At 71.9% G+C, this 1,674-nt stretch carries 1 protein-coding gene and 1 pseudogene; both read right to left on the reverse strand.

Translation table 11 applies throughout. From position 1 onward, the window contains the following. Nucleotides 1–1,256, reverse strand: a 1,256-nt coding sequence (locus DBR23_RS20175; protein ID WP_233250607.1) for a DNA polymerase Y family protein, incomplete at its 3' end; no start/stop codon positions are given. Next, nucleotides 1,219–1,674, reverse strand: a pseudogene (locus DBR23_RS20180) (hypothetical protein); the annotation flags it as partial. The gene DBR23_RS20175 and the pseudogene DBR23_RS20180, both read right to left, overlap by 38 nt.

Genomic DNA, 1,674 nt, shown 5'->3' on the forward strand with positions numbered 1-1,674 from the left:
GCGGACACAGGACTGGAGGGTGTTCGCGTGGCTGCATTGCGCGTCGCAGCCGAGGGCATGCCCAGCACTTCAGCGGCCGGTCGCCATTGCTGCATGCGTTCGGGCCGATGGTCGGCCAGCAGCACCGGGGCCACCACGTGGTCGGCCCCCAGGCGGGCCGACAGGCGCACCAACAGCTGGTGCAGGGCCTCGCCGGGGGTACCGGCCGGGTCGGTGCTGCCATGGCTTGTGGGGTCACGCCCGCCCACCTCCCCCGGGGGCAGCAGGCTGGCACTGCGGTGCGGCAACGGTGCCGATTCGAGCAGCCGCAGCGTGATCTGGTTGACCGGCGCGGCCAGCGAGGTGCGCGCCAGGTTTTCGGCCAGCAGGCGCCGCAGGTGCACCAGGTCGTGGGTGGCCTGGGCGGTGCGCACCTGCAGCGCCTGGGTGGGGGGCAGCGCCACGCCATCCAGGCGCCGCAGGTCGTGGCGCCAGGCCAGCTCCAGCGCCAGCACGCCCTGCTGGCGCGCCTGCAGCCAGGCCTGCAGGGCCGTCAGGCTGCGGCTGGCGCTCCACAGCAGTGCGTCGGCCGACGCGGCCAAGGCGGGCAGCTCGGTGGTCAACACAAACTGCTCGGGCAGTTGCAGCCAGGCATGGGCCTCGGGGGCATCGCCCAGGGCCTGGTCCAGCACTTGCAGCACGCCCGCCCCCAGGCGCCGCGCCACGCCCGCGCGCGGCAGCGCCCGCAGCGCCCCCCAGGTGCGGCACCCCATGCGCTCCAGGCTGGCCACATGGGGGCGCAGTGCTGTCAGCGTGTGCAAAGGCAGGTTCTCTGCACTACCCTGCGGCGGGCAGATGCGCCCTGCCAATGCCATGCGCAGCCTGGCCTGAGCGACCAGAGCAGTGGGGCCTGTGCCCCACACAGTCGGTGCATGGGGCACAGGGGCTGTGGTCGATCCAAAGGAATGGGCAGGCTCTTCAGTGCTGCGGACGGGTGGAGGGACAACGCTCTCCCCTTCGCATCGGGCCGACGCATCAGCCCAGGCTTGCAGCACCAGTGCCTGCAGCGCATCGCGCCCGCCCCACAGGCGTTCGGTGGTGGACACCTCCAGCAACACCGCCTCGCCATCGGCCAGTGCCACACGCGGCGTGAAACGCAAGGCCCACCAGCCAGCGGTGGCCTGGAGTGCGCCAGCACTTTTGTCCGTGCCCATACCCGTACCTGGCAAGGCGGCAGGCTCATCGGACCAGGGCAATGGCAGAGCGATCCAGTGCATGCCTGCTCCCTTCTGGCCGGCCTCCGGGTCGGCCCCCTGACTGCTCTCCTGGTGGGCCTGGGGGCTGGACTGGAGGCGCGTGGCGCGCCAGCGCCCCCGCCAAGGCCCCGACTACACGGACGGATGCGGCCTGACGCCCTGCCAATAGAGCACTGGCGGCTTCTTGCGCCGCACGGCGCCGCTCAGCCTGCGCCACCAGCACCTGCGCCAACTGCGGATGACAGCCCGGCAGGTGGAGTGCCTGCGCCAACGGAGGCCCCCGGCGCTTGAGGATCTGCACCTGCATGCCAGGGGCAGCGGCGGCATCCCCTGGCAGGGCCAGCCCCTGCACTTGCAGCCGCAACTGGGCGGGCGACGCATGCGGCACTTGCTGCGCCTGCAACGAGGCGGCCACCGAACGAAACACCCACAACAATTG

This window comes from Acidovorax sp. HMWF018 (assembly GCF_003061035.1).
GTDB classification, from domain to species: domain Bacteria; phylum Pseudomonadota; class Gammaproteobacteria; order Burkholderiales; family Burkholderiaceae_C; genus Acidovorax; species Acidovorax delafieldii.